Consider the following 20,151-nt stretch of genomic DNA (forward strand, 5'->3'; position numbering starts at 1 on the left):
GATTAACTATGGCCGGAAACGTTGTGAGGAACATAGGCATCATTGAGCCGTGCAAGTTCATCTACATCCAGCGAAATATCCAAAGCGGCTATGGCTTCATCCAGTTGATACATTTTACTGGCACCGATGATAGGGGCCGTAATATTTGGACTATGATGAACCCAGGCCAATGCAATCTGCGCATTTGAAACGCCCCGGGAGGTCGCGATATCCGTAACGATATCAAGGACGTCGTAATCGGCGTCCTGGCCATATTTCAAGGCTTTGGCGATACCGTCTGTTCGGGAGCGAACTGTTTCGCCGTCATTTCCTTTTTTCTTGTTTCCGGTCAAAAAGCCACGGGCAAGGGGGGACCAGGGAATTACGCCAATTCCTTGGTCTTCACAAAGCGGCAGCATTTCCCGTTCTTCTTCGCGATAAACAAGATTATAGGCATTTTGCATGGAAATGAATTTGGCCCAGCCATTTTTCTCGGAAATATTGAGGGCCTTCATAAATTGCCAGGCATGCATGGAAGATGCGCCAATATACCGGACTTTTCCTGATTTTACGACATCATGCAGGGCCTCAAGGGTTTCCTCGATCGGCGTGTCATAATCCCATCGATGGATTTGGTATAAATCCACATAATCCGTACCCAGACGGGTGAGAGAGTCGTCGATCGCATGCATGATATGTTTGCGGGACAGTCCGCTATGCATCGGGTTGTCAGACATTCCATAATAGACTTTCGTGGCAACCACAACCTCGTCACGACGAGCAAAATCCTTTAAGGCGCGCCCCAGAATTTCTTCGGATGCACCCAATGAGTACATATCGGCTGTATCAAAAAAGTTTATTCCCTGTTCAAGTGCGCGTTTGATAAAGGGTCGGCTTTCCGCTTCCGGAAGGACCCATTCTCGCCAGTTGGGATCGCCATAGGTCATGGTCCCAAGGCATAGTTCGCTTATTTTTAAGCCGGAGTTTCCGAGTTGCTTAAGTTTCATTTTTATCTCCGTTTCAGGGCATCGGACAGGGCGAGAACTAGCCTGTCGGCATCTTGATCTGTATTGAAAAGATGTGGGGTGATCCGCAAAGAAGCGCCACGCACTGATATATATATATTCTCTGCAACAAGGGTTTCAAGCAGATTTGCCGGAAGGCCATCCCGATGGCGAAGTCCGAGAAAATGCCCGGCTCGAAGGGGTTCCGGTATTGCTTGCATACCCAGTTCGGAACAGCGCTCCGCGATAGCTCGGGTTCGAAGACTTAAAGTCTCCTGAATGTTAGTTACACCCCATTCCAGCAACTGCTCCAGCGCTGCAATAGCCATGGGCATCAGCGAGAAATTCGCGCGCTCACCCATATCAAACCGAAGAGCGCCTTCCTGATAGTCATTGCGATAATCGACCAGGCCGGAAAAATTTTCTGAACCGCCACGATTGAGCCAGTTATATTCAAGGGGTTCACCGGAATGATGTTCAGGTGCCACATACATAAACCCAAGACTATACGGGCCGAGCATCCATTTATAGGTAGCTGCGATCATAAAGTCAGGCTGGATTTTTGCGACATCAAAGGGCAGAGCGCCGATTGACTGTGTAATGTCCAAAACAAGCTTTGCCCCATGTGCCCGTAATTTATCCCCAATCGCCTCCAGGTCCAGCAATGACCCATCGGTCCAATGAATATGGCCAAGGGCTGCAATGGCAGTGTCATCGTCAATGGCAGCTAGAACAGCCGTCGTCCAGTCAAAATCAGCAGGCGTTTTGATGGTAACAACTTCGGCGCCCGTCCGTGCGGAAAGCTCATTCCAGCAATAGACATTTGACGGAAATTGATCTTGCAATACCAGGATCTTCTGACCGGCCGACACGGCAATATTTTTTGCGGCAATGGCAAGGCCGTAAGATGCACTTGGAATGATGGCAATGCTGCTTGCATCCGCATTGACCATCTGACCGAACAGGCTTCGGGCCTGATCCGGAAGCGTAAAGAAATCAGTAGGAGTCATTTCCCACGGCGATGATTTGCGATCTACTCCGTAATAGCCTGCAGTACGAACGCTTTTAAGCTGCGGTGACATATATCCGCAGTTAAAATAGGTAATGGACTCTGGTATATCAAAAAGATGGCGCTGACAGGGAATCATGGGGGGAAAACCTCGAGGCAAAAACAGAGTCGTATTTTTGCCTCGAATTCATCGTTTTACCAGTTCTTTATTGTCCTAGTGACAATATTAACTGCCCCAAACTACTCCTCATGCATGGGTTCAATTCGAAATTGATAACAGTTATTTGTCGCAGAGCGCGCATGGACGAACCTTACCTCTTTAGTGGCGAGTATTTTTTGTGCGGCAACCTCGATTTGATCGGGCCGCACTGTTTGCCCTGTACCATACACAATTCGCTCATTTTCATCATATCCACGTAATAGCAACCCTGCCCGTTGCCGATACATTTCTGGCAAGGTTTGCAAATCTTCATACGCCGCGCATTCCTCTGCGTGAAGAAAAATGGGTCCCTGCTCTGAGTAGGGTTGGCGCGTTGTGAAAGGACGATGGGCTACTATCAAATATTCGTCACCCTCGGCAATTTCCGCGAGACAAAAACGGCAAGCATTCCCATCCCCGTCTGAAATATGGCGTTCGGGGGTGTTGCCATCTGCATCTGGATGTCCATTTTGAAGAAGACGAACTTGGTCTTTTGGCAATGGGGTGAAGTTTAATTTGGGCATGGGGTGCGGTCTCCTGATGTGTAAATAAGGCTAATCTAGACAAGCCCCGATTTCGAACTATCCGGAATCCGGGTTCGAAATATTTGATCGATTCTGTCCGATCATCTCTAGTAATTGTCGGAATTGGAACAATTCAAATCAGGTGATCCGAATTCGCCGCAGAAATCTTTAGTATATTGCAGTGCAAAATTTTCCGTTGACAGGGGAGCCGAAATTTTGTCTATGAACGGCGGGCCACATCCCCCCACCGGGATGCTCTAGACTGGAAGGTTTAGTTTATTATGACAGAAGAACTGCGTCCGGAGATACGCACAAACTCTCCCTTGTTTTCATCCGGCCCTTGCGCAAAGCACCCCGGATGGTCTCTCAAAAACCTCGAAAATGCCAGCCTTGGTCGATCTCATAGATCCGCCGAAGGTAAAGCAAGACTAAAAGCTGTTATTGATCAGCATCGTGAAATTCTGGAAATTCCGGATGATTACAAAATCGGAATTGTGCCGGGTTCCGACACAGGCGCTGTCGAAATGGCCCTGTGGTCCTTACTTGGCGCGCGTCCCGTCAATATGCTCGCCTGGGAAAGTTTTGGTGCCGGCTGGGCAACCGATGTTGTCAAGCAGCTCAAGCTTCAAAATGCTGAGGTGACGACAGCAGACTATGGTGACATTCCTGATCTGTCGGTCGTTGACTGGAAGAAAGATGTTGTCTTCACCTGGAACGGAACGACATCCGGTGTGTGCGCTCCGAATGGCGACTGGATTGATAATGACCGTGAAGGTCTGGCAATTTGCGATGCGACCTCGGCTGTATTTGCCATGGAACTTCCCTGGGGAAAACTGGATGTCGTCACTTGGTCATGGCAGAAAGTCCTGGGCGGGGAAGCTGCTCACGGCATGCTTGTTTTAAGCCCACGTGCCGTGGAGCGCCTGGAAAGCTATACTCCAGCTTGGCCGCTACCAAAAATTTTCCGCATGACGAAGGGTGGCAAACTCATCGATGGAATTTTTGTGGGAGAAACAATTAATACGCCTTCAATGCTGGCAGTAGAAGATGTGTTGGCCGCCTTGAAGTGGTCAGCGAGTATCGGCGGTGGAAAAGGAATGATTGCGCGGGCAAATGCCAACGCCGGTGTTGTTGATGAGTGGATCGCAACATCGGATTGGGCGGATTATGTCGCGCTGGATCCTGCCTGTCGCAGTACGACATCGATTTGCCTGAAAATTACCTCGGATTGGTTTTTGAATCTTCCCGAGGATGAACAGCCCAAGGCGGCGAAAAAGCTGGTGGCGATACTGGCCGACGAGGGCATTGCCCTTGATATCGGATCGCACCGGGATGCGCCGGCAGGGCTTCGTATTTGGGCAGGCTCGACAGTGGAAGCATCTGATCTGAAAGCACTTATGCCGTGGCTCGATTGGGCCTACGCAACCTTAAAATCAACCTATTAAGTTTAATTCCCAACCTTGAGGAATAGAAAAATGGTCAAAGTATTAATCTCTGACAAGATGAGCCCGCGCGCTGCCGAAATTTTCCGGGATCGTGGTGTGGAAGTTGACGAAAAACCGGGGATGTCTCCGGAAGAACTAAAAGCCTGCATTGGTGAGTATGACGGACTTGCTGTTCGATCCGCGACAAAGGCAACTGCCGATATTATCGCCGCGGCTACCAACTTGAAGGTCATCGGCCGTGCGGGAATTGGTGTCGATAATGTGGATATTCCCGCGGCGACGGCGGCCGGTATCTGTGTCATGAACACGCCCTACGGCAATGCCATTACCACCGCAGAGCATGCGATTGCCATGATGTTTTCCCTGTCACGGCACATTCCCGCGGCTAACCAGTCAACACAGGATGGAAAATGGGAAAAATCCAAATTTATGGGTGTTGAGCTATATGGAAAAGTACTGGGTGTTGTCGGGTGTGGCAATATAGGGTCGATTGTTGCCGACCGGGCCATTGGCTTGAAAATGAAGGTTGTTGCCTATGACCCGTTCCTGTCGCCTGAACGTGCGGTGGAACTGGGCGTCGAAAAACTTGAACTGGATGATCTTTTCGCCCGGGCCGATTACATTTCCCTGCACACACCGATCACGGAGAGCACACGGAATATCATTAACGCGCAGAATATCGCAAAGATGAAAGAGGGTGTTCGGATTATCAATTGCGCACGCGGCGGGCTCGTTGTTGAAGAAGACCTGAAGGCGGCGCTTGAAAGCGGTCATGTGGCCGGTGCTGCTGTTGATGTTTACGTAAAGGAACCTGCAACAGAGAACCTTCTTTTTGGCATGGATAATGTAGTGACAACACCGCATCTGGGGGCGTCAACGGATGAAGCACAGGTCAATGTTGCCATTCAGGTGGCGGAGCAAATGTCTGATTACCTATTGCTGGGGTCGGTCACCAATGCGTTGAACATGCCATCTGTTTCAGCAGAAGAAGCCCCAAAACTGAAACCATATATGGAACTGGCGACGCAGCTGGGCAGCTTTGCCGGACAGGTGACAGAGACGGGCATCAAAAGCGTGCGTATTGATTATGAAGGGCAGGCGGCCAGCTTGAATATCAAGCCCCTTACATCGATTATTCTCCAAGGGCTCCTAGGTCCGCTGCTTGAAAGCGTGAATATGGTCAACGCGCCCCTTGTTGCGAAAGAGCGAGGTATTGATGTGACCGAAAGCATCAACGATCGTGAGGACGACTATCAGACTCTTGTCCGCCTTTGTATTACAACGGAGAACCAGACGCGCGATATTGCCGGAACATTGTTTGGCGATGATCGTCCACGCGTTGTCAGCATCAAGGGGATAAATATGGAAGCTGAGCTTGGCCCCCATATGCTGTATATTACCAATCAGGACAAGCCTGGCTTCATTGGTGCTATGGGATCTATCCTTGGCGATGCCGAAGTGAATATTGCGACGTTCCACTTAGGTCGCGATCAAAAGAAAGGTGAAGCAATCGCCTTGATCGAGATAGATTCGGAATTGTCAAAAAATACCATGGATATGGTTTGTAAATTACCACAAGTGACACAGGTTAAGGCGTTAAATTTTTAACCTTTTGACCGAAAAATATAAGCTTTTGCTCAAATCAGAAAAGCGGCACTTAAAAAGTGTCGCTTTTTTGTTGTTCCGGTTGGCGCAGGCAACGAAATATGCTTTATAGGCCCACGTAATGAATGATTATTCTGAAAAAGGTCTGCTACCGGCCGGACTGGCCGATATGCTGCCTCCCGCCGCTAGACAGGAATCGGCAATCAGCGAAACCCTCATGCGGGTTTTTGGGGCTAACGGCTATCTGCAAGTAACGCCTCCCTTGATCGAGTTTGAAGAACATCTGCTGGAAGGGTCAGGTGCCGCGCTGGCGTCCAAGATGTTCCGCGTGATGGATCCGGTGTCACATCGGATGATGGGAATTCGGACCGATATCACCTTGCAGGTTGCGCGGATTGCGACGACGCGGATGAAGCAGGACCCGCGACCTCTGCGGTTGTCATATACGGGGCAGGTTCTTCGGGTTCACGGAAGCCAGCTTCGCCCAGAGCGGCAATTCGCCCAGGCCGGCGTGGAGTTGATCGGGAGTACCGAAACGACGGCGGATGCGGAATTGATCCTCTTGGTAAGAGAGGCGCTGATCGCCCTTGAGATTGAAGAGTTCACACTTGATCTAACACTTCCAAATCTTGTTCCAACTATTTGTAAGGAATTAGGTATTGATCCAGATACTGCCAAAAGTGCAAGAGAGGCTTTGGATCATAAGGACGCGGCGGAACTGACAAAATACGATCCCGAGCTTTCATCCATTCTGACAGCGTTACTAAAAGCAGCGGGGCCGGCATCGCAAGCACTGGATGCACTTGCGGAAATTGACCTTCCGCATCAAGCCGGGCAGCAGATTGAAGAATTAAGACAGCTGGTCATACATCTTGCGGATGCTGCGCCGGGTTTGGAATTGACCATTGATCCGGGTGAGTATCGTGGGTTTGAGTACCAGACGGGGTTGAGTTTTACAGTTTTTGCCCGAAATGTCCGTGGAGAGTTGGGCCGTGGTGGTCGCTATTTATTGATGGATGGGGAACCGGCGTCTGGTTTTACCTTGTTTTTGGACAGTCTGATGCGCGCTGTGCCGCGGCATGTAACAAGTGATCGACTTTATGTCCCGTTCGGAACAAAATTAGATCAGTGTCAGGGGCTACGCAAAGAAGGCTGGAAAACGATTGTCGGCCTCTCGCCGGAATCGAACGTTAATGATGAGGCGCAGCGCCTACATTGTAGTCATGTATATCATGCCGATGGCATTCAGAAAATTTCCTAATAGTCGACCTTTTGAGGACAGAAGATAATGGCGAACGTAGCAGTAGTGGGCTCTCAGTGGGGCGACGAGGGTAAAGGCAAGATCGTTGACTGGCTATCAGAGCGAGCGGATGTGGTTGTTCGCTTTCAAGGCGGGCACAACGCCGGCCATACGCTGGTTGTCGATGGTAAGGTGTATAAGCTTAGCTTACTCCCCTCGGGCATTGTACGGGGCGGCAAGATTTCCGTTATTGGAAATGGCGTTGTTGTCGATCCCTGGGCGCTGGCCAAGGAAATCGAGACGGTCCGTGCACAAGGTGTTGTTATTGACCGTCATACCTTAAAGATAGCAGAGAATGCGACTTTGATACTGCCCCTGCATGGTGAATTGGATGCCCTGCGGGAGGATGCCTCGTCTGCCGTGAAAATTGGAACAACCCGTCGCGGTATTGGTCCCGCATATGAGGATAAAACCGCGCGGCGGGCTATTCGTGTTTGTGATCTGACAGACGAAGATTTACTGGCGCGTAAAATCGATGTTCTTCTGAGCCACCATAATGCCTTGCGCAAAGGACTGGGTGCCCCGTTAGTGGATGGCAAGGAATTGCTTGCACAACTTATGGAGATTGCGCCGCAAGTGCTGGAATATTCCGATATTGTCTGGCGTCGGTTAGATGAAGCCAAAAAACTGCGTAAACGCGTTTTGTTTGAAGGGGCGCAGGGCAGCATGCTGGATAACGATCACGGGACTTACCCGTATGTTACATCTTCCAACACCTTGGCCGGTCAAGCTGCGGTTGGAAGTGGTGTCGGGCCGGGATCAGTCGGGTATGTTCTGGGAATAACCAAGGCCTATACGACACGTGTGGGTGAGGGACCCTTTCCAACGGAACTCATGGACGAGGTTGGTGTTGGTCTGGGTGAACGCGGGCGTGAGTTTGGTGTTGTAACCGGACGCAAACGCCGATGTGGGTGGTTTGACGCAACTATGGTACGCCAGGCGGTCAAAACGGGTGGGATCAGTGGCATCGCCTTGACCAAACTTGACGTTCTTGACGGCATGGAAGAATTGAAAGTATGCGTCGGGTATGATCTTAGGGGGCAGAAACTAGATTATTTTCCGTCTAACATGGCCGATCAAGCCGCTGTGGTGCCAATTTACGAAACACTTGATGGCTGGAGTGCCAGTACATATGGGGCGCGTAGTTGGGCTGACTTGCCGGCGGAAGCCGTAAAATATATCCGTCATATTGAAGAGCTGATCGAGGCGCCGATTTCCCTTGTGTCGACCAGTCCGGAACGGGAAGATACAATTCTCGTTCGCGACCCATTTGACGATTAAATCAGGCAATGTCGTAAATTTCGTCTGGCTGAATTGTAGTGCCATGCTAGTATTCAACAATGATAATGCCATCAAAGGATCTCATTCTAGTTGCGGTAGGCGGTCTGATTGCATTGGCTGTCGGTCTCGCTCTCGCCCGGTTCGTTTACACGCCAATTCTGCCTTACATGGAGTCCGGGTTAGGGATTACAAAAACGCAAGCCGGTCTTATTGCCTCAGCTAATTTTTTAGGGTATTTGCTCGGCGCTGTGTTGGCCGCAAAGGAGAATCTGCCAGGAAGTGTGCGCGGCTGGTTACTTGTTTCCCTGTTTGTTTGTGCCGTTACAACAATGGCGATGGGATGGACAACATCCTTTAATCTGTTGATTTTTCTACGTGTAGTTGGCGGATGTGCAACCGCTTTTGTCATGATTTTCGGCTCGGCACTTGTTTTGACGCGGCTGGCGGCAGGAGGGCGCTCAGATCTTTCAGCGGTCCATTTTGCTGGTGTTGGAACCGGTATTGCGGTTTCCGCAATTTTGATTTCCGTCTTGGCGAAAGCCGGGATTGGATGGCAGGGTATGTGGATCTGGAGTGGCGGCATCTCCCTGGTTTTGATTCTCCCGGTAATGTATCTTGTTCCGCCGCTGGGTCGGCAAAGGCCACTCGTGGAGCCTGTTGGAAAACCGGTATTCAGTAAATCGCTTAAAGCCCTAGTCATCGCTTATTTTTTGCTCGGGTTTGGGTATATTATTACAGCCACCTTTATTTCGGTACTCGTCCGGCAAATCCCCGAATTACAATGGATGCAGTCGATTGTCTGGCTCGTTGTCGGCATCGCCGCAATTCCATCTGTTGCCTGGTGGACGTGGCTTGGGTCGAAAATTGGAAATGGGCGAAGCTACGGGATTGCTTGTCTTTTTTTAGCTCTTGGCGTTGCTATAAGTGTCCTTGGACAGGGGCAACTGGCATTTTTGGTGGCATCGGCATTGCTGGGAGCAACTTTTATGGGATTGACGGCGTTGGGCCTTGTCAGTGCAAGGGAGCTGATGCCGAACCATGTGCGGAAAATCATGGCGATCATGACCATAGCTTTTGGACTGGGCCAGATGATCGGACCAACATTTGCGGGGTTCGCATATGAAATTTACGGAAGCTTCCTGGTGCCGTCATTCGTTGCCGTTGCTGGTTTGATTGTTGCTTCTTTTCTGGTTGTTCTTGTTAAAGAAAGGGATGTATCGCCAGAAGAATAGTGAGCGGTTAAATTAACGCCATTTTAAGGTAAATTTGCCATTCTGTTGTTCGAATTAAAACTTTGAACATAATTATTTTAACATGTCGCTAGCCGAAGAAATTACGGAACCGCAGGGCAACGCTCCGATTGAGGTAGGCCCGCAATTGGATGGGCGTTACCAGATCGACTTGTCCGCGCGCCTTGATTTTTTGGATAAAGGGCAAAATCAAGCATACAAAGCGATCGATGTAAAAAATCCGACCGTCGAGTTATTTGCGATGATTTCTAATCCGTTCGTTCCCTATCGACTGGATTACGCCGAGGCGATGAAGGTAAGCCATATTCCGGGTATAACTGAGTTTCTGGCCCATGGGCCGGTTCGCTTCGGAGATATGGATATTCGGTATGTATTTGTATTTAAGATGCCGGTCGGTGGATTGGTTTTTAATCGATCCGACGGCCCGATGGATGAGCGGGTTATCTTGAACAAGATCGTTCCTCAATTGATTGAAGCTCTGAAGGCGCTTGAGAAACTGAATATTCCACATCGGGGAATAAGAGCAGATAACCTTTTCTACGAGGATATTGCGCAAAGTAATGTTGTTCTCGGTGAAAGTATCACAACGCCTGCGGGATCTGACCAAATAGCAGTTTACGAACCAATTGAAAGTGCAAATGCACATGCTTTTGGGCGAGGGGCCGGAAATATTTCCAGCGATATCTATGCCATGGGTGTCTTGATTGTCCATTTGCTATCAGGCCGATTACCTCAGGACAATGTCTCCCTTGAACAGATATTCGTATCGAAACTTGAAATGGGGAGCTACGCTCTATTAACGTCAGATTTAAGCTTGTCTTCGCGGATGCAATTGTTGCTGAAAGGATTACTGCATGATGATCCAGCTCGACGCTGGGACATGGAGCAGTTTAGCAAGTGGCGCGAAATTATGCATGACCGGGCAAAGGTTGGCGCAGGGGATCGGCAAGTGCCGGGAGCTATATTCGTTGCCGGGCATGAGTATGACTCGCCAAAACTTCTTGCGAACGCATTGGCAGGAGTGCCGAAAGAAGCTTGCGAACTCCTTAAAAGCGGCAAGTTGGAGAATTGGGTTAAAAATTCTCTGCGTGATAATGATACTGCCGAAAGATTAGCGGAAATTCAGTTCAGCTCTCGCAACAATTCCAGGGGGCAATCAAAAACAGAGTTGACCGCAACTGCTCAAATAGCAACTTTGCTGTCCCCAACGTGCGCCATCAGGTACCGGGATCTCGCATTTTCAAAGGACGGCTTACCAAGCCTTCTGGCCTTTGCCTTTCAAAGTGACGATGCGACGATGAAAGCGTCAATCGGTGAATTGCTCGAAAGCGGCGTTCTGGTGGAGCTATTGGCCGAAGGTATCGGGGAACAGGGGCCGCGCCGAACGGGCGCGCTATTGCTCTCTAAAATGGCTGATTGCATGGAGTATATGAAAAGCAAAGACCGCTTCGGCTTTGGGTTGGAGAGATGCTTTTACGAACTTAATCCAACAGCGGCCTGTTTGAGCCCCAGCTTGCTGGGCAGCCATGTTACGACCATGTCGCAATTTATGAAAGTTGTAGAGAAGAAACTCACCACACCGGGAAACCAGGTTAATCCCTTTGATCGGCATTGCGCGGCATTTATTGCAGCAAAAGCTTCTGGACAAGGAAAATCCTTTCGGCAGATTGCCCTTGGTAAGCCCGGAAGTATTGAGCATTCTGCAGGCCTGCTCAATATGTTTGGAAGGCTTCAAAATGTTTATCATCCGGGACCCCTGCCTGGATTTTGCATATGGGCAGATTCACAATTAAAACCGCTGATCGCAAATCTTAAGTCCGAGCTTCGCCGGGAATTTGTCATGAAACGGTTTGAGGTTGGCCGAAAAAGCGGGAACATTGGTACAATATTACTTGCGACAGATATTCAGCGGCATACCAGAAAAGATGAAAAAGAATTCCACCAAGCAAGGTCGAATTTTGCCGGTGCTGAGCAGTTGGCGGTGCGACTGGAGTCTGCGATAGAAGAGCGAAAAGCAGCGGCGACGCAATATGGCAATTGGATTGCATCCGTCCTCTCTATCACGGCCCTTCTTACCAGTATGGGCTTATCCGCCCTTCATTTTATGGGATAGGGCATGGCGAAGAAAAAACCACAAGATAAAACGCAATCAGGCACACATCGCAAACCGGTATTCTGGATTTCGATTTTTGTTGCGCTCGGCGCTGTCTTCTTCCCCCCCACGATGATGGTACTTTTGTCAGGCATGATCCCGAGTATCGTCGCAGCGCTCCTAAATACAAAGCGTGGAAGTGGAAGCCTTCCGGCAATGATCGCGCTAAACCTCGCAGGCGTAATCCCGGTCCTGGGAATTTTATGGCAACGGGGCGGTAACTTTCATCAGGCATTCCTTTTGCTGGCGGACGTGTATATGTGGCTGGCCATGTTTGGCGGGGCAGGGATTGCGATGTTCCTGACATGGAGTGTGCCGGTATGTGTGTATGCGATTTATGATGTGCAAGCCAAATCATCCATTCGAAAACTGTTAAAACAACGACGCAAGCTGGTTGACGAATGGGGAAATCAGGTTGCAGGTAACGCACCAGCGGAAAACCAGTAATCGTAAGAACGCGTCACGCGTTGATAAAACTAGCTATTTTACAGGTCGTGTTTCATACTTGCTGCATCAAAATTTGCTGCGAAAGAAAGAAACAATGACTGATCACGTATACTGGATACTCGAACTTGATGTTAATGATGGCCAGATGGACAATATGAAATCCCTGATGGCGGAAATGGTCTCAGCGACATTACAGGATGAACCGGGCGCATTGGACTATCAATGGTCGCTTACGCCAGATGGAAAAACCTGCCATATTCTGGAAAGATATGCGGATTCGGCGGCCACGTTGGTCCATATGGGAAATTTCGGCAGTAAATTTGCCGGTAGATTTATGAAGATTTTTACACCAAAAAAATTCACGCTCTACGGGTCTCCTTCTTCTGACGTCTTGGCCGCGCTGGGCCCCATGGGCCCAATAGAAATGGCACCGATAGGCGGATTTACGCGATAGCCTGTAAAATTCCTTCAATAAAAAAGACGCTGATATGTCATCAGCGTCTTTTTTTATTAGTTAGCTCACAGTTATGAAAGCGGATTAGTTCAGCCGCTCTTCCATTACTTTTGCTTTCATGGCACGTTGCAGCTTTTCAAAAGCTCTTACTTCAATCTGGCGTACACGCTCGCGACTGATATTGTAATGCTGGCTCAGATCTTCCAATGTCTGCGGCTCGTCTTTAAGGCGCCGCTCCGTTAGAATATGCTGTTCCCGCTCATTCAGGCATTCCATTGCCTGTCCGAGCATGACCCGTCGGCTTTGCAATTCCTCATTATCAGCAAAGGTTGTTTCCTGGTTGGGGCTTTCATCCTCAAGCCAATCCATCCATTCGCCTTCGCTTTCAGCACGCATAGGAGCGTTTAAGCTATGATCAGGTGCCGTAAGACGGCGGTTCATATTGACAACTTCTTCTTCAGAAACGCTGAGCTTCGTAGAAATTGTTTTCACCTGCTCAGCAGTCATATCACCTTCGTCAATGGCTTCGATCTGCCCCTTGATTTTCCGGAGGTTAAAGAAAAGCTTTTTCTGGGCAGCCGTCGTTCCCATTTTAACCAAAGACCAGGTGCGCAGAATATATTCCTGAATAGCAGCCCGGATCCACCACATGGCATAAGTTGACAGCCTGAAGCCTTTTTCCGGCTCAAACCGCTTTACAGCCTGCATCATGCCGACATTACCCTCTGAGATCAACTCAGCGACCGGCAGTCCGTACCCCCGGTAGCCCATGGCAATTTTTGCGACGAGACGAAGATGGCTGGTCACCATTTGATGAGCAGCGTCGGTATCTTCATGATCCTTCCAAGCTTTTGCCAGCATATATTCTTCGCTGGCTTCCAACATGGGGAATTTGCGAATTTCTTGTAAATAGCGGGATAATCCGCCTTCTGGAGTTAAGACTGGTAAAGATGTAGAACTCATGACTAGGACCCTCTCTTTAAAATTGGCGCTTAATTTTCCACCGTCTTAGACGCATAAAAAATCTGCCCAAAAAATTACTCTTCCTGTCTATTCCGAGATTGCTTTTTATTTTCATCAGCCTTTTAAGGCTGTGATCAATCTCTTCATATCACTTGGTAATTCTGCCTCAAATTTCAAGGGTTTGTCTGTGACAGGATGCACAAAACCAAGTGTTTGGGCATGCAAAGCCTGGCGTGGGAACTTTCTAGTGGTATTTTGTCTGGATTCCGGTAGTGATTTGGTCCGACTTAGCTTGGGCCGTGTATATACAGGGTCCCCTATCAGAGGATAACCGATATGCGCCATGTGAACCCTGATTTGATGGGTTCGGCCGGTTTTCAGGCGACATTGAATAAGGCACGCGATATCGTTGTAATTTTCTTCCAGTTCATAATGAGTATAGGCTGTTTTCCCGCCGCTTTCCAGCGTCGTCATGCGTTTGCGGTTGTGGGGATCCCGGCCAATATTCTTGTCGACATGTCCGCTCGCAGGATAAACCCGCCCCCAGGCGATTGCTTTATACATGCGCTCAATATCATGGGATTCGAATAAAGCTGCCAAACCCTGATGGGCAATGTCAGTTTTGGCGATAACCATCAAGCCGCTTGTTTCCTTGTCTATGCGGTGAACAATTCCGGGCCGCTTGACACCTCCAATACCCGACAAGCTATCGCCACAGTGATGCAAAAGGGCATTGACCAAGGTGCCTGTCCAATTCCCGGCCGCTGGATGGACAACCATGGGCGCAGATTTATTGACCACGATTAGATGGTCATCTTCAAACACGATATCCAGTGGAATATCTTCAGGTTCCGGGTCCGGTTCGATTGCCGGTGGAACGGTAAGGTGATAGATCTCGCCCGCGCGCACGCGCCGCGCCGTATCGGTAACGGCTTCCCCCTCGCGAAGGACCAGGCCTGATTTAATGAGAGGTCGGATTCTGTTACGCGAAAGGGTACCCAACGCATCTGTCAGGAAGCGATCCAGCCGCTTTCCGACGGCTTCTTCTGAAACTTCGACTTGATGTGTACCCTCAGGTGATGGCATATCAGTGAACCAGACTAATTCGTTAAAATATGAGGCGACCAAATGTCAGACCAAATGGAACAAGAACCCGGCCCCAATCTGACTCTTTTGAAATGGGTCGTCGGGGTACTCGGGTTTCTCATTATTCTTTTCGTCGTCGTGATAGCGGTTACCATATATAAGCGCATGACGGCAACAGATACCACAGAAATGGTGATGGGAAGTACGGAGCAGCCGGCTGTCGGACAAACCTATGCTGCTTTCGGAGATAAACGGATTCCCGTTCCGGATGATATGGACGTTATTAGCCTCACCGCGTCGGAAAGCCGGTTATTTGTTATGCTTGGCACGGAAGGGGCTGCCCGTCTTATTTTAGTTGTCGATGTCGCTACGGGGGATGTAGTGGGGGCGTTAAACCTTGAAAAAGACGGTATTCAGTGAGGGTTGATATTAGCCCATCCGACCTTGATTGTTTAACGCGGCATACAGAAGCATGTTGGCCGGACGAAGCCTGTGCGTTGATAGTCGGTCAATATCTGCAAAATCAACACTGGATCGTAAAGCGCGTTGAGCCGGCGAAAAATGTCGCAGCGGATAAATCCCGGTATTTCGAAATTGACCCTGAGTTGCGGATCAAGGTGGAAATGAATATCTTACTGGAAGATGATGAAATAATTGGCGTGTTTCATTCTCACCCTGAAGGCAAAGCATTTCTTTCTGAAAACGATATCAAAAATATTAAAGAGCCAAATTTATTCTGGCTGATTGCCAGTACATCATCGGGTAAGCTCAAGGAGTTTCGTGCGTTCATTGCCGCCGATGATCGTAATTTCGATCAGCTAACGTTACAAACCACATCTACTGCTTACGGAGACTAGTTTAATAAAAATGGATACTAATCATCTCATTAATTTTGCAAGTGATAATTCTGCTCCGGTTGCGCCAGAAATAATGGCGGCATTGTTGGCTGTAAACCAGGGTCCGGCACTAGGTTACGGAAATGATTCCGTAACCCGGGGGTTCGAGGAGCAGTTAAAAGACGTATTTGAGTGCGATTTGCGCGCTTTTCCCGTGGCGACGGGAACCGCGGCAAATGCTCTGGGTCTTAGTGTAATGGTTCCACCCTATGGATCTATTTTTGCGCATCGTCTTGGACATATTGAAACGGACGAATGCGGAGCGCCGGAATTCTATACTGGCGGCGCCAAAATAGCGCTGCAAGACGGCGAAAACGGAAAGCTGGATGCAGCGCATCTGGACAAGGTTCTTTCCCAGTCAGGCGCTGGCAACGTCCATCATATCCAGCCGGCAGTTCTGAGCCTGACGCAAACGACGGAATGCGGCACCGTTTATACGGAAGCGGAAGTTGCAGCCCTGAGCGCAACGGCGAAGGCCCACGGGCTTGGGGTTCATATGGATGGTGCGCGGTTTGCGAACGCAGTGGTTAGCCTTGATTGCGCACCGGCTGATGTCACCGTGAAAGCAGGCGTTGACATTCTCTCGCTAGGGGCAACAAAGAACGGAGCCATGGCTGTCGAAGCTGTCGTGTTCTTTAATCAGGAAAAAGCGCAGGAGTTTGAATTCCGGCGCAAGCGCGGCGCTCATTTATTTTCCAAAATGCGTTACTTCTCCGCGCAGCTGGATGCTTATTTTGCCGATGGTTTATGGCTTAAATTTGCACATCACGCGAATGAAATGGCGAGCCGACTGGCCGCCGGACTCGCATCAAGTGACACCGCCAGCTTATTGTATCCCGTTGAAGCAAATATGGTTTTTACGAAAATTTCTGGAGAGGCGATGGCCAAACTGGAAAAATCCAATGTTCTGTTTTATCCAGAGGGACCAAAGGAAGATTCCGTAATTCGTCTCGTTGCTTCCTGGAACACAACATCGGAAGAGGTTGATGCGGTTTTGTCGCTCATTGGATAATCGCCCGGCGCCGGAATAAATTGTCAATGTCAGAGTTTGATTCCCGGCGCATCTAAGGGTATTGAGGGGCGAGAGTTATGGAAACAGAGCTTATTTAGGATAAGGCAGAAATGCAGAGTATTCAAAATTTTTGGGATATTGTTAAAGACGTTTGGCAAAGCGGTTACATGGGCGTTGATTTTAGCACCATTGCAACCATCTTGATGATCCTTGTGTTTGCGCTGTTGGTTCGCGGTATCTTTACAAGATTTGTTGTCAACCGCCTGGCCAGAATGGCTGAGAAAACAGAGAATAAGCTGGACGATAAAGTGATCCTGGCCATGAAAGGGCCGATCCGGTTTATTCCTGTTGTCGTTGGCGTTTACTTTGCGTTTGAAGTGGCAAATATTCAGGATGGTGAAACCCTGGCAATTGCCTCCAGCAAAATTGTTCGGTCCCTTGTGGTATTTAATATTTTCTGGGCCTTATATTGCGCCATTACCCCGCTGACTTTCCTTTTGGGGCGCCTTGAGGAAATTTTTTCCACCGAAATGGTCAGCTTCCTCGTGAAGATCATGAAGGGTATTGTGGCTGGCATTGGCGCCGCGACTGTTCTTGAACTATGGGGAATTGAAGTCGGGCCGATCATAGCAGGTTTGGGTATCGTTGGCGTAGCCGTTGCTTTGGGGGCCCAGGATCTCTTCAAGAATCTGATTAGCGGGTTTTTGATATTGGCTGAAAAACGCTTCAAGGCTGGCGATTGGGTAAAAGTCGATGGTGTTGTTGAGGGAACAGTGGAGAAAATCGGATTTCGCTCGACCATGATACGGCGGTTTGATCGGGCTCCAACTATTGTCCCGAATGCAACATTTGCCGACCGTGCAGTTACCAATTTTTCCGAAATGACGCATCGGCGGATTTATTGGAAAATAGGCGTTGAGTATTCGACGACAGTGGCGCAAATGCAGGTCATAACGGAAAAGATCAGGGATTATTTGATTGAAAACGCAGATTTCGCCCAGCCTCACGAAGCGACCATGTTTGTCGTCACTGACAGCTTTAATGCCAGCAGTATCGATATTATGATTTATTGCTTTACCAAAACCACCAACTGGGGTGACTGGCTCGATATAAAGCAGGACTTTGCCTATGCAATAAAAGGCATTGTTGAGGGAGCGGGTACAGGCTTTGCCTTTCCGTCAATCTCTGTTTACAAAGGCGAGGGGGCCGATGAACCCGAAGCGTTTGAGCCGCCGCCGGACTTTAAAAAAGGTCATAAAGCCGATGCGGAAGGGTCCTTATTCGATGAACATGGACAATGAGACCTAATCTTTTAAAGCTTTGCGGATCACATATTCGAAGACACCGCTCTCTTCACTGAAGTTTTCAAGAATATTGCCACTTACATGGCAATAATGTTGAAAGTCGATGCTGGAGGCTGGATCTGTCGCAAGAACAACAATTCGCTCTCCCGGAGCCATCGATTTTATGGCCTTCTTGGCCTTCAGGACAGGTAAAGGGCAATTAAGGCCAGATGTGTCAAGTCGTAAAGAAATATCAGCCACAGCGGGTTCCAGAAGCTAAATTCATGCAAAGTTGTGTGGAACTTAACCGCCAGGAGCGGTTCGCGCAATAGAGCTCGAGACCCCTAATTTCGATAGCAACGAATTTGTACCATATCCAATGCGTCACTCAAAGATGCGCCCGAATGCAAAATACGCAAATCCTGACCCAATAAAACATATCCATGGTCTTCCGACCGGAGCAGATAATTCTGAGCATTCGACCCTTTTAGAAACATAACTGTACAGAGTGGATTATGGTGGTTCCGGGCTTTTGTCTCGATGCAGCAATGTAAGGCTTCCGGGATCGCATCCAGCATGGCGTATCCGCACCAGCCACCTGTGGCGTTTCGACTTTCAAATTCCGAAATCAGCTCTGCCAGAAGGCGGCTTTTGAAGGGACGTACGCGAATTTTATCGGAGAGCTTTTTGGGTTTCCTATTGGAATTCTCTGTCAATGCGTTGAAGTTTTTGGACATACCATCAATTCCCAAAATTCGCAGGCGTAATAAGTATAGTTTTGCAATAAACGGTTAATCTGAGGTTTACGTGTCGAGAAATATGCAGGAAATGAGGTGTTTTTGTCGACAAGGAGTCCGGTAAGATCCTGCTTTCCATTAACCAAATTTACATTCTATTTAGTTATATTCGGCGCATAAGTGCTCTTGTGGGCCATTTTATGATTAATTTTTATCTGGATTTTAGGGCTAATGCCAAAAACTCCGCAGTCGCCATCCGCCATAAGCCCTGATTATTTTGATCAAGGCAGAGATATCGAGTACAAGCCCGCGTCTTCTGCCGGAGGGCTTCTGCAGCATCACGAGATTGGGGAAGCGGCATATTTCCTCAGGCCATTTGGCAAAACTTACCGCGAAGCTCTCAGTAACCTGATTACGGGTAGTATTCAAATCATTGGCCTTGATGATGTGAAAGCCCAATATGCAGAACAATGGGGCAGCATAGCGAAAAGTGTTCTTAAGATCACTGAAGCTTTTTTGAGCCATAAACTTGGTAAAAGTGATATCTTTGTGCCCCTTGACGAGGGCCGGTTCGCCTTGCTGTTTGCAGGCATTAGCCGAGAAGAAGCGTTGGAGAAATCGACGATCATCGCCTCTGAGCTTGTCAATAAACTGTTTGGAGAACTGCCGGGAGGCGATCTCATCTCGGTAGAAGCCGCCATGCTTGAAATTGAAGATTTCGATGGACTTGACCGAATACAGGATCTGGACGATCTAATTCAATGCTTTCGAGAGGCCATCGATAAAACACAAGACAAACAGGCAAAAGAATTTCGGCAGAGAAAAACAAAGATAAGGGTATGTTTTCGGCCTTTAATTAATCGGCGGAAAAATTTTGTCGCCATGAATGAAGCTGTTGTTTTTCATGAAGTTGATGGACAAAGCGTTGCTGTAATGTCGGATGATCCGGTCTTTACGGGAACTGCAACCTTGCGTGCAGAACTGGATTTCCTGGTGCTCCGTGAAACCGGGAAAACCCTCGAGCATCTGGGAGGCGTTGGAAATAAACCGACAATTCTTCTCTCTGTTCATTCAGAAACATTGGCGGATACGTTCTGGCGTGGAAAATATGCCCGAATTTTGTCTTCACTGCCCGAATATACCTGTCGCCATTTATTGCTGAACATTCAGGGAACAGTCACTGGGACACCCAATAGTCGGTATCGGCAAATATTGACCTCTGTTCGCTCGATGGTGTTAGGTTTTACCTTTGAAGTTAATCCCGAATGGTCAGAGTTTGAGGCGATAAAAGGCCTTCCCATTCATGCGCTCTCCGTATCGGGGCATACCATTTCGGAAGCCGCACAAATTGAATTATTGTTCAAGCACGCCAAGTCGAGCGGCCGAAAATGTATTTGGCGATCCATTGATAGCGATGAGTTGGCGCGTACAGCCTTCAAAATGGATGTTGACTATGCCAGCGGATCAATTTTCGGAAACGTGCAGGATGAACCGGCACGGCCGTTCTCCTTGCCGACATAGCTTC

General features: G+C 48.9%; 20 protein-coding genes. 13 read left to right on the top strand and 7 right to left on the bottom strand.

Features of this window, described 5'->3' with window-relative positions:
* Positions 1 to 2: 2 nt before the first annotated feature.
* The 3 genes from NBZ79_RS06930 to NBZ79_RS06940 all read right to left on the bottom strand — a co-directional run bounded on the left by NBZ79_RS06930 (position 3) and on the right by NBZ79_RS06940 (position 2,715).
* Positions 3 to 986, bottom strand: a complete 984-nt coding sequence (locus tag NBZ79_RS06930; protein ID WP_251936739.1) for an aldo/keto reductase — start codon at positions 984 to 986, stop codon at positions 3 to 5.
* A 2-nt stretch (positions 987 to 988) separates the two neighbouring features.
* On the bottom strand, positions 989 to 2,131 hold the full coding sequence (locus NBZ79_RS06935) for an aminotransferase class V-fold PLP-dependent enzyme (protein ID WP_251936742.1): 1,143 nt from the start codon (positions 2,129 to 2,131) through the stop codon (positions 989 to 991).
* A gap of 101 nt (positions 2,132 to 2,232) precedes the next feature.
* Entirely contained in the window at positions 2,233 to 2,715 is a 483-nt protein-coding gene (locus NBZ79_RS06940; protein WP_251936744.1) for a DUF1203 domain-containing protein, read from the bottom strand.
* A gap of 281 nt (positions 2,716 to 2,996) precedes the next feature.
* On the opposite strand from NBZ79_RS06940, the gene NBZ79_RS06945 reads away from it, so the two are divergent.
* From NBZ79_RS06945 to NBZ79_RS06980, 8 genes are all read left to right on the top strand, one after another.
* Positions 2,997 to 4,160 (top strand): phosphoserine transaminase, encoded by a 1,164-nt coding sequence (locus NBZ79_RS06945; protein ID WP_251936745.1) that lies wholly within the window; start codon positions 2,997 to 2,999, stop codon positions 4,158 to 4,160.
* A 30-nt stretch (positions 4,161 to 4,190) separates the two neighbouring features.
* Positions 4,191 to 5,768, top strand: a complete 1,578-nt coding sequence (gene serA, locus NBZ79_RS06950; protein WP_251936747.1) for a phosphoglycerate dehydrogenase — start codon at positions 4,191 to 4,193, stop codon at positions 5,766 to 5,768.
* A 118-nt stretch (positions 5,769 to 5,886) separates the two neighbouring features.
* Positions 5,887 to 7,026 carry an ATP phosphoribosyltransferase regulatory subunit gene (locus NBZ79_RS06955; protein ID WP_251936749.1) on the top strand — a complete coding sequence of 380 codons (1,140 nt, stop codon included), beginning with the start codon at positions 5,887 to 5,889 and terminating at the stop codon, positions 7,024 to 7,026.
* Positions 7,027 to 7,053: 27 nt separating this feature from the next.
* Positions 7,054 to 8,346, top strand: a complete 1,293-nt coding sequence (locus NBZ79_RS06960) for an adenylosuccinate synthase (protein ID WP_251936751.1) — start codon at positions 7,054 to 7,056, stop codon at positions 8,344 to 8,346.
* Between the two features lie 59 nt (positions 8,347 to 8,405).
* Positions 8,406 to 9,578 (top strand): YbfB/YjiJ family MFS transporter, encoded by a 1,173-nt coding sequence (locus NBZ79_RS06965; protein WP_251936753.1) that lies wholly within the window; start codon positions 8,406 to 8,408, stop codon positions 9,576 to 9,578.
* A gap of 82 nt (positions 9,579 to 9,660) precedes the next feature.
* Positions 9,661 to 11,709, top strand: a complete 2,049-nt coding sequence (locus NBZ79_RS06970) for a protein kinase family protein (RefSeq protein WP_251936755.1) — start codon at positions 9,661 to 9,663, stop codon at positions 11,707 to 11,709.
* A gap of 3 nt (positions 11,710 to 11,712) precedes the next feature.
* Entirely contained in the window at positions 11,713 to 12,195 is a 483-nt protein-coding gene (locus NBZ79_RS06975) for a hypothetical protein (RefSeq protein WP_251936756.1), read from the top strand.
* A gap of 94 nt (positions 12,196 to 12,289) precedes the next feature.
* A complete protein-coding gene (locus tag NBZ79_RS06980; protein ID WP_251936758.1) occupies positions 12,290 to 12,649 on the top strand; it encodes a putative quinol monooxygenase in 360 nt (119 codons plus the stop codon).
* An 84-nt stretch (positions 12,650 to 12,733) separates the two neighbouring features.
* On the opposite strand, the gene rpoH is transcribed toward NBZ79_RS06980, so the two are convergent.
* Together rpoH and NBZ79_RS06990 are read right to left on the bottom strand one after the other, a co-directional pair.
* Positions 12,734 to 13,612: an RNA polymerase sigma factor RpoH gene (gene rpoH / locus NBZ79_RS06985; RefSeq protein WP_251936761.1), complete on the bottom strand. Its 879-nt coding sequence runs from the start codon at positions 13,610 to 13,612 to the stop codon at positions 12,734 to 12,736.
* A 114-nt stretch (positions 13,613 to 13,726) separates the two neighbouring features.
* Positions 13,727 to 14,698 (bottom strand): RluA family pseudouridine synthase, encoded by a 972-nt coding sequence (locus NBZ79_RS06990; RefSeq protein ID WP_251936763.1) that lies wholly within the window; start codon positions 14,696 to 14,698, stop codon positions 13,727 to 13,729.
* A 42-nt stretch (positions 14,699 to 14,740) separates the two neighbouring features.
* Between NBZ79_RS06990 and NBZ79_RS06995 the strand changes: the two genes are divergently transcribed.
* From NBZ79_RS06995 to NBZ79_RS07010, 4 genes are all read left to right on the top strand, one after another.
* On the top strand, positions 14,741 to 15,118 hold the full coding sequence (locus tag NBZ79_RS06995; protein ID WP_251936766.1) for a hypothetical protein: 378 nt from the start codon (positions 14,741 to 14,743) through the stop codon (positions 15,116 to 15,118).
* The gene (locus tag NBZ79_RS07000; RefSeq protein WP_251936768.1) at positions 15,115 to 15,555 is read left to right on the top strand and encodes a M67 family metallopeptidase; all 441 of its coding nucleotides are present in this window, start codon (positions 15,115 to 15,117) and stop codon (positions 15,553 to 15,555) included. Before NBZ79_RS06995 ends, NBZ79_RS07000 begins: the two co-directional genes overlap by 4 nt.
* Before the next feature lie 10 nt (positions 15,556 to 15,565).
* A complete protein-coding gene (locus NBZ79_RS07005; RefSeq protein WP_251936771.1) occupies positions 15,566 to 16,606 on the top strand; it encodes a threonine aldolase family protein in 1,041 nt (346 codons plus the stop codon).
* Positions 16,607 to 16,716: 110 nt separating this feature from the next.
* Entirely contained in the window at positions 16,717 to 17,907 is a 1,191-nt protein-coding gene (locus tag NBZ79_RS07010) for a mechanosensitive ion channel family protein (RefSeq protein ID WP_251936773.1), read from the top strand.
* 3 nt (positions 17,908 to 17,910) lie between these two features.
* Here the strand turns inward: NBZ79_RS07010 and NBZ79_RS07015 are convergent, their stop codons facing one another.
* Together NBZ79_RS07015 and NBZ79_RS07020 are read right to left on the bottom strand one after the other, a co-directional pair.
* The gene (locus NBZ79_RS07015; protein ID WP_251936776.1) at positions 17,911 to 18,150 is read right to left on the bottom strand and encodes a sulfurtransferase TusA family protein; all 240 of its coding nucleotides are present in this window, start codon (positions 18,148 to 18,150) and stop codon (positions 17,911 to 17,913) included.
* 83 nt (positions 18,151 to 18,233) lie between these two features.
* Positions 18,234 to 18,626 carry a hypothetical protein gene (locus tag NBZ79_RS07020; RefSeq protein WP_251936779.1) on the bottom strand — a complete coding sequence of 131 codons (393 nt, stop codon included), beginning with the start codon at positions 18,624 to 18,626 and terminating at the stop codon, positions 18,234 to 18,236.
* A gap of 231 nt (positions 18,627 to 18,857) precedes the next feature.
* On the opposite strand from NBZ79_RS07020, the gene NBZ79_RS07025 reads away from it, so the two are divergent.
* Positions 18,858 to 20,147, top strand: a complete 1,290-nt coding sequence (locus NBZ79_RS07025; RefSeq protein WP_251936782.1) for a hypothetical protein — start codon at positions 18,858 to 18,860, stop codon at positions 20,145 to 20,147.
* The last annotated feature ends 4 nt before the right edge of the window (positions 20,148 to 20,151 follow it).

Origin of the sequence: Sneathiella marina (assembly GCF_023746535.1) — a bacterium.
In the GTDB taxonomy this organism is placed as follows: Bacteria; Pseudomonadota; Alphaproteobacteria; order Sneathiellales; family Sneathiellaceae; genus Sneathiella; species Sneathiella marina.

Bases quoted from the DNA above. Each gene is read 5' to 3' on its own strand.
- NBZ79_RS06930 (WP_251936739.1), bottom strand. From the start codon at position 986: ATGAAACTTAAGCAACTCGGAAACTCCGGCTTAAAAATAAGCGAACTA.
- NBZ79_RS06935 (WP_251936742.1), bottom strand. From the start codon at position 2,131: ATGATTCCCTGTCAGCGCCATCTTTTTGATATACCAGAGTCCATTACC.
- NBZ79_RS06940 (WP_251936744.1), bottom strand. From the start codon at position 2,715: ATGCCCAAATTAAACTTCACCCCATTGCCAAAAGACCAAGTTCGTCTT.
- NBZ79_RS06945 (WP_251936745.1), top strand. From the start codon at position 2,997: ATGACAGAAGAACTGCGTCCGGAGATACGCACAAACTCTCCCTTGTTT.
- serA (WP_251936747.1), top strand. From the start codon at position 4,191: ATGGTCAAAGTATTAATCTCTGACAAGATGAGCCCGCGCGCTGCCGAA.
- NBZ79_RS06955 (WP_251936749.1), top strand. From the start codon at position 5,887: ATGAATGATTATTCTGAAAAAGGTCTGCTACCGGCCGGACTGGCCGAT.
- NBZ79_RS06960 (WP_251936751.1), top strand. From the start codon at position 7,054: ATGGCGAACGTAGCAGTAGTGGGCTCTCAGTGGGGCGACGAGGGTAAA.
- NBZ79_RS06965 (WP_251936753.1), top strand. From the start codon at position 8,406: ATGATAATGCCATCAAAGGATCTCATTCTAGTTGCGGTAGGCGGTCTG.
- NBZ79_RS06970 (WP_251936755.1), top strand. From the start codon at position 9,661: ATGTCGCTAGCCGAAGAAATTACGGAACCGCAGGGCAACGCTCCGATT.
- NBZ79_RS06975 (WP_251936756.1), top strand. From the start codon at position 11,713: ATGGCGAAGAAAAAACCACAAGATAAAACGCAATCAGGCACACATCGC.
- NBZ79_RS06980 (WP_251936758.1), top strand. From the start codon at position 12,290: ATGACTGATCACGTATACTGGATACTCGAACTTGATGTTAATGATGGC.
- rpoH (WP_251936761.1), bottom strand. From the start codon at position 13,612: ATGAGTTCTACATCTTTACCAGTCTTAACTCCAGAAGGCGGATTATCC.
- NBZ79_RS06990 (WP_251936763.1), bottom strand. From the start codon at position 14,698: ATGCCATCACCTGAGGGTACACATCAAGTCGAAGTTTCAGAAGAAGCC.
- NBZ79_RS06995 (WP_251936766.1), top strand. From the start codon at position 14,741: ATGTCAGACCAAATGGAACAAGAACCCGGCCCCAATCTGACTCTTTTG.
- NBZ79_RS07005 (WP_251936771.1), top strand. From the start codon at position 15,566: ATGGATACTAATCATCTCATTAATTTTGCAAGTGATAATTCTGCTCCG.
- NBZ79_RS07010 (WP_251936773.1), top strand. From the start codon at position 16,717: ATGCAGAGTATTCAAAATTTTTGGGATATTGTTAAAGACGTTTGGCAA.
- NBZ79_RS07020 (WP_251936779.1), bottom strand. From the start codon at position 18,626: ATGTCCAAAAACTTCAACGCATTGACAGAGAATTCCAATAGGAAACCC.
- NBZ79_RS07025 (WP_251936782.1), top strand. From the start codon at position 18,858: ATGCCAAAAACTCCGCAGTCGCCATCCGCCATAAGCCCTGATTATTTT.